At 38.7% G+C, this 6,382-nt stretch carries 7 protein-coding genes; all 7 read right to left on the minus strand.

Annotated features, from left to right (window positions below; genetic code table 11):
• Positions 1–422: 422 nt before the first annotated feature.
• Positions 423–1,241 (minus strand): HAD family hydrolase, encoded by an 819-nt coding sequence (locus ASE01S_RS15090; RefSeq protein WP_067844331.1) that lies wholly within the window; start codon positions 1,239–1,241, stop codon positions 423–425.
• A 14-nt stretch (positions 1,242–1,255) separates the two neighbouring features.
• Complete coding sequence (locus tag ASE01S_RS15095) at positions 1,256–2,059, minus strand: inositol monophosphatase family protein (protein ID WP_067844334.1); 804 nt, start codon at positions 2,057–2,059, stop codon at positions 1,256–1,258.
• 333 nt (positions 2,060–2,392) lie between these two features.
• Entirely contained in the window at positions 2,393–3,193 is an 801-nt protein-coding gene (gene phnE / locus ASE01S_RS15100; protein WP_067844336.1) for a phosphonate ABC transporter, permease protein PhnE, read from the minus strand.
• Entirely contained in the window at positions 3,193–4,011 is an 819-nt protein-coding gene (gene phnE / locus ASE01S_RS15105; protein WP_067844339.1) for a phosphonate ABC transporter, permease protein PhnE, read from the minus strand. The genes phnE (ASE01S_RS15100) and phnE (ASE01S_RS15105) overlap by 1 nt, the downstream gene beginning before the upstream one ends.
• On the minus strand, positions 4,011–4,784 hold the full coding sequence (gene phnC, locus ASE01S_RS15110) for a phosphonate ABC transporter ATP-binding protein (RefSeq protein WP_067844341.1): 774 nt from the start codon (positions 4,782–4,784) through the stop codon (positions 4,011–4,013). Before phnC ends, phnE (ASE01S_RS15105) begins: the two co-directional genes overlap by 1 nt.
• A 143-nt stretch (positions 4,785–4,927) precedes the next feature.
• Positions 4,928–5,851 carry a phosphate/phosphite/phosphonate ABC transporter substrate-binding protein gene (locus ASE01S_RS15115; protein ID WP_083512176.1) on the minus strand — a complete coding sequence of 308 codons (924 nt, stop codon included), beginning with the start codon at positions 5,849–5,851 and terminating at the stop codon, positions 4,928–4,930.
• A gap of 302 nt (positions 5,852–6,153) precedes the next feature.
• Positions 6,154–6,382, minus strand: a 229-nt coding sequence (locus tag ASE01S_RS16125) for a hypothetical protein (protein ID WP_217995669.1), incomplete at its 5' end; no start/stop codon positions are given.

Consider the following 6,382-nt stretch of genomic DNA (forward strand, 5'->3'; position numbering starts at 1 on the left):
TTAAAGAGATAATAAGCTGATAATAGAGTATTCTATCAGTACTGACTAATTGACTAACACCTTTTGCAAGTATTAGTGCTCTATTAATCCAGCAACTGTCGCTTAAATCAAATGCGCCTTTGGCGTATTTGCGCCCAGATTTTATTGAGTTTCACTCGATAAAGTGAAACTTCGTTCAGTGGGGTTTTTTCCTTCACCCACTGTATTGAACCAATCGGGCCGTTACTGGCTGTTGGATCTCCCACTTAGACATGACCTGTTCCCTTATTTCCTAAAGTGGGAGGCTTGCAAAAGCTCTTCGGGGCGAGTATTCGCAGCCCCAGCCAGTTACACTGAGATCAATTTCAACTAAAAACCTGTGAGGATGTAACTATATTCAGCTGGGGTTGTACCTTGCATGATTAAAATTCATTCAATAAATATTAATCCTCATCTACCTGATCAAACCATTCACGAATAGAGCGGTATTGTGTTAAGTTGTGATGATGGCCAACAGTATCATGAGAGGATAAGTAAATAGCTTTCATACCAAGCATAAGAGCAGGAGCAATCTCATTAATAAAATTGTCTCCTATCGAAACCATCTGTTCAAACGGACATTGATATAAATGATGTAGATGCTCAAAATAATATCGTGTTTTCTCTGGTTTTTTAGCAAGTGAGATAATATGATTAAACACGCCAGATAAATTTAGTTCACTAAGCAACCGATTGACATCAGCACGATCACTATTCGTCATTAGCACAATCGGATGCCCCTTTTTAAGTCGAAGTAAAAATGAGCGCAAGCCTCCAATTTCCGAAAGTTGAAACTTATCGGTCACCATATAAGCCTTTGTCGCTTGATAGCTCGCTTGCGTATCGGTAACACCATAGTGTTTTGCACAAGCGAACGGTAGCCACCAACCATCTCCAATAGCGACAAGTGAATTGAAATCAAACGATAGTGCTTGCTCACCGTAGAGTGATTTCACATCAGGCACATCAGTTCCATCCCACTGATGGGCAGCTTTAGCCTTTAATGTTAATGGATCGAGGGTTACAATTATATCACGTTGGACATCATAGGCCTTGCCAATATTAACAGTATGCTCACCTGCTTTCATCGCCAAATAGTCTTCCCAAAAATCATGCCGATCATTAGCTGGGACAAGTTCCATTAATTGCTGAGCATAATAATCAAAGTGGTCTGTTTCTTCATATAAAGTTCCATCAAGATCAAAGATATAAAGCTTTTCCATCGGTACATCCTTTCCTAATTCTTTAACTCAATATAATCGTTTAAAATCTTGGTATGTAATGCTTGACTTGCTGCTAATATAGGTGAATGTTGATATGGATTAATCACGTCACCAGCTGTTGTTGTACATACCAGACCTTGTTCCTTTAACATCACATAGCCAGCTGCATAATCCCATGGGCCTAATCCATTAAAAATCGCCCCATCCATACGCCCGGTAGCTACATACGCAAGCTCTAAAGCTGCCGATCCAATACAACGGAAACCTCGGATATCTCCTACCATTTTTTGCATCTTTATTTCGTTAATATATGGATTCGGCGCTAGCCATAGATGGTTAATGCAAATTAACGCTTCTTCAATTTCTCGTTCAGCTAAAGCTGTCTCAGCTGGCCGATCATTGATATAAAGTCCAGCACCTACTAGCACATGAAACATTTCATCCTTGATCACATCATAAATAATGCCAATTACCGGTTCTCCCTTAACATAGACAGCGACAGAAATAGAAAAATTCGCTTTAGTATGGACAAAATTTGTCGTACCGTCAATTGGATCAACAATCCATACTGTTTCTTCTTCCGGCTGATAGGCCTGGTCTTTTTGTACGCCTTCTTCACCTAATAAAAAATGGGTAGGAAATACTTGATTAATTTTATTAGCAAAAAAGCGCTCTATTTCCTTGTCCTTCTCCGTTACAAGATCCGCTGCTGATGTTTTATATTCTACTGTTAATTGCTCCGTAACAGCCTTTCTTAGAATTTCACCCGCTTCATAGGTCCATTCTTTGGCTAATTGATAGATTTCTTGATGTGTCATCTCTTGTCCTCCTAAAATGTCTACTTTGAACTTATCTAGATACACGTTTGTTTATGATCAATAATTGATAAAGTGAAACTTCGTTCAGTGGGAGGTTCGACACATAGGATCTGTTCGTGCAGACGTTGCGACACGTCGTCGCGAACTTAGTCAGCTTCCTCTCTCCCCCGCTGAACGTTAGTTGAACCAATCAGGCCGTTACTGGCTGTTCGATCTCCCACTTAGACATGATGTGTTCCTTTATTTCGTGTAGTGGCAGTCTTACTGCCAGTTACACTGCGATAAAAATAGGGATGAGAACCTCAACTGATCCTCATCCGGTGTAATCATAAATTATACTAGTTTTTTGCGTATTTTACCACTTAAAAAGTCAATTAAGCTAACAAAGACAATAACGACGATTAATATCAATCCTACGTCTTCCCAGTTACGTTGGTAGGTGGCTAATATTAAAGGAGCACCAATCCCACCGGCACCCACTATCCCAAGGACTGTTGAAGCACGGACATCAATTTCAAATCGATAGATAGAATAAGAAGAGAACTCAGGCAAAACCTGTGGCAGCACCCCATACCAAATCGCTTGCAGCCGATTACCACCACTCGCCCTAATCGCATCAACTGTACTTAAGTCAATTGATTCAATCACTTCAGCATATAATTTACCAAGCATTCCAATCGAATTAATACTTATTGCCAATACCCCAGCATACGGGCCAATACCGACCGCTGCTACAAAAATAATAGCAAAGATTAACTCAGGAATAGCACGAATTGCATTCAAAATTGCTTTACCAATATAAGAAAATTTCTTAGATATATTACGCGCGGCGAGAAAGGCAATTGGTATAGCTAATAATGTAGCTACAACACCACCCGCAAATGCAATCGCAATTGTTTCAAGCATATAGCCAATATACTCAGGAAACTGGACAATATAATCCCCATTTGTGATCGGAACAATAAAGATTCTTCTTAATGTTTCAAGTGGTGATGCCTGCGAGCTTGATATGCTAAACTCTGTTTTTGATATAGCCACTAGATAAAGTATGCTTAGAATAAGTAAAGTCAAATAAAAGATAATCTTACCTCGTTTGGTTTGAGCCTTGCGTAATGATATTTTCTGTTCACTCATTATTCTAATCGCTCCCTTAGGCGATTACTTACCAAATCAATAGCTGTAATCGTCAGAAATGTCATGAAAACAATGGTTGCAACATTAGCATAATTAAACATCTTTAATTGCTGTTGAAGAATAATACCGATACCACCTGCTCCAACAAAGCCTAGTACAACTGACGCTTTCACATTAATCTCCAGTACATAGAGTGTGTAAGATGCATATTGTGGTAGAATTTGCGGCATGACGCCATAGACGATGACTTGGAGGGTGTTTCCTCCTGATGCACGAATGGCATCGATAGGTCCTGGATCAACCGCTTCTATCGTTTCACTGACTAATTTTGCTAGAATACCTAGTGAGAATACGGTTAAGGCTAGTATACCCGAGACAGAACCGATCCCTACCAACGCTACGAACAAAACAGCCAAGATTATTTCCGGAACCGTACGTAAAATATTTAAAAAATTACGAACAATTTGGTAAAAAAGGCGATTACGATTAATATTACTTGCTGCTACCATACTTAAAGGCAGGGCTAAAATAGCCGAGAAAGTCGTACTAATTAAAGCCATGTTCCATGTTTCTAATAAACTCGTTGCCACTCGGTTTAAATAACCCCAGTTTGGCGGAAATAAATCCTCTACCATAAAGTTAAAAATAATGGGTAACCCTTCAATAACTCGTTCAGGGAAAGCGTCGGTCTGGTATACAGCTAAGGTATATAGCCCAACTACAACGGCTATCATAATCAATAATAACCACTTAAACTTAGCTGTCGTTATACTATATCGTTGAAGCTCAGAAGACTGATTGGCTTTATTCTGTTCCATTATTCTTCTTCGCCCCCAAGAAGGTCGCCATCTTTAATCGGTCGACCGTAAATTTCCTCGAATGTTTGCTCTGTTACCTCACTTATCGGACCATCAAATACAAGCTCTCCATCGCGAAGACCAATGATTCGATCAGCATACTCCATTGCCATATCAATAAAGTGTAAGTTAACAATCGTCGTTAAATTATCCTCTTTACTGACTCGTCTTAAGTCCTTCATAACCTTATGTGAGGTTGGCGGATCTAAACTTGCTACTGGCTCGTCTGCCAAAATAACCTTAGGCTGCTGTGTTAATACACGCGCAATACTAACCCTTTGCTGTTGCCCTCCACTTAGCTGGTCTGCTCTCACGTAAGCTTTCTCTTCAATACCAACCCGCTTCAAATTGGCCATCCCTAGCTGAAGATCCTGTTGAGAAAACAAACCTAAAAGGCTTTTAAAGGTATTAGTATGCCCTAATCTACCCGCCATTACATTACGTAATACCGACATTCGCTTAACCAAGTTATAGTTTTGAAAGACCATCCCAACATTTGTTCTTAATTCGCGTAATTTCTTTTCTCTAAATTCAAGAATATTTTCACCATCTAGAAGAAGCTCTCCATCAGTTGGTGTCACCATCCGATTTATACTTCTAATTAAGGAGGATTTTCCGGCCCCAGACATCCCAACGATAACAACAAACTCACCATCATTAATGGTTACATTAATATTCTTCAACCCTTGATGCCCATTTGGATAGACCAAGGACATGTTTTTGATCTCGATCAAAGCTACTCACCTTCCCAACTGTTGGATTGTTTCCGTGCTCACACCTATTTCCTCAAAACAGAAAAGAAGCGTCTGGCTACCACCAAAATAAAAGGTGATAGCAGACACTCTTTTATCATTCTCATTTTTAATCCTGCGCAAGCTTAATTTGCTAAATCATCTTCAAATTGAGCAAATACGTCACGTACGATATCGTAGTCTGAAGATTCAGCAACAGCGACACCGTCCCACGTATAAATTTCACGCATGATATCAATCATTTCTTCGTTTTCGTTTAAGCTCATAAATGCATCAGTAATTTGTTGCTTCAATTCATCAGAAAGCTCACTTCTTACTGAGATAGTGTCGTTAGGAATTGGATCTGTCGTACCAATTACACGTAAGCGATCATATACATCTTCAAATTCATCAGCTAATGTATCACGTGCATCTTCAAATGTTGTTGCAAAATCAGCTTGTCCATCAATTAACTGCATCATTGCATTGTCATGACCACCAACACTTAGGCGTTGGAAATGCGCATCAAGATCTTCGACGCCCATATCGATTAATTGCTTAGCAGGGAATAAGAATCCTGATGTTGATAAATCGTCTGCATATGCCCAAACTAAACCTTCAGTTTCAACAATATCTTCAATTGATTGAATCGGAGAATCCGCCGGTACAGTATACTGAGCAACATAAGATTCTTCTCCATTACGTACTGACTTCAAAATAACCTCAACATCAGCACGATCTTCCGCTTGTACAAAACCAAATGGATTTAAGAAACCGATATCAACCTTTTGGGTTCTCATCGCTTCGATCAAACCACTAAAGTCAACCATAACCTCTGCACGAACAGGAATGCCTAACTCTTCTGATAAAAATTCCTCTAAAGGCTCAGCTGTTGTTGCAATATTTGCTGCATCTTGAGAAGGGATGAAGCCCATTACCAATTCTTTAACTTCTTCTGTATCATTATCATCACCTTGATCTGCTTGCTGACCCTCTCCATCTTGACCACAAGCAACTAATGCTAGAATACTCAACACTGTTAACAATACAAAACCTAAACGCTTGAACAAAATAAATCCCCCTTGATTTATGTCATTTATCATTTACTTCTATCAACCATTATTATTTACTAATGTAAACAAGTCAATACTATTTACAAAACTTTTACGTATAAAAACAAATTTTTTAGTTAGATTTTTTAACAATGTTAGGATTTCAGGGTGATACTCGCATTTTATTAACTTATTATTCCATTTATACATCGTTATTCCCCCTAAACACGAACTTTCGAATTTGAAAATGTTTTTTCGTTCTATTTCTACCTTTTATTAAAAACTTGTACATCTATCAGCAGTCTATATGTTGAACTCCCTCACCTAACATACTTACGAGCTTTTTGAAGTGGGAGATTCTTGAGAGCAGAGCTTACTTGTACATGTATTTTTTCTTGAAGAGGTTTCTCTCCTTTATCGAGATTTGTAAGACTTATAATTGTGAAATTGATTGGTAAGCTGATAAGTCCATGCTCCCAGAAAAGCGTTAAAAATACGCTTTTCTTTAGCAACAAAAGTTCCAATTGATTAGCAGCCTGATACAAAAGA

This window comes from Amphibacillus sediminis NBRC 103570 (assembly GCF_001552275.1).
In the GTDB taxonomy this organism is placed as follows: Bacteria; Bacillota; Bacilli; order Bacillales; family Amphibacillaceae; genus Amphibacillus_B; species Amphibacillus_B sediminis.

Coding starts and splice junctions, on each gene's coding strand:
- ASE01S_RS15090 (WP_067844331.1), bottom strand. CDS start 1,241: ATGGAAAAGCTTTATATCTTTGATCTTGATGGAACTTTATATGAAGAA.
- phnE (WP_067844336.1), bottom strand. CDS start 3,193: ATGAGTGAACAGAAAATATCATTACGCAAGGCTCAAACCAAACGAGGT.
- phnE (WP_067844339.1), bottom strand. CDS start 4,011: ATGGAACAGAATAAAGCCAATCAGTCTTCTGAGCTTCAACGATATAGT.
- ASE01S_RS15095 (WP_067844334.1), bottom strand. CDS start 2,059: ATGACACATCAAGAAATCTATCAATTAGCCAAAGAATGGACCTATGAA.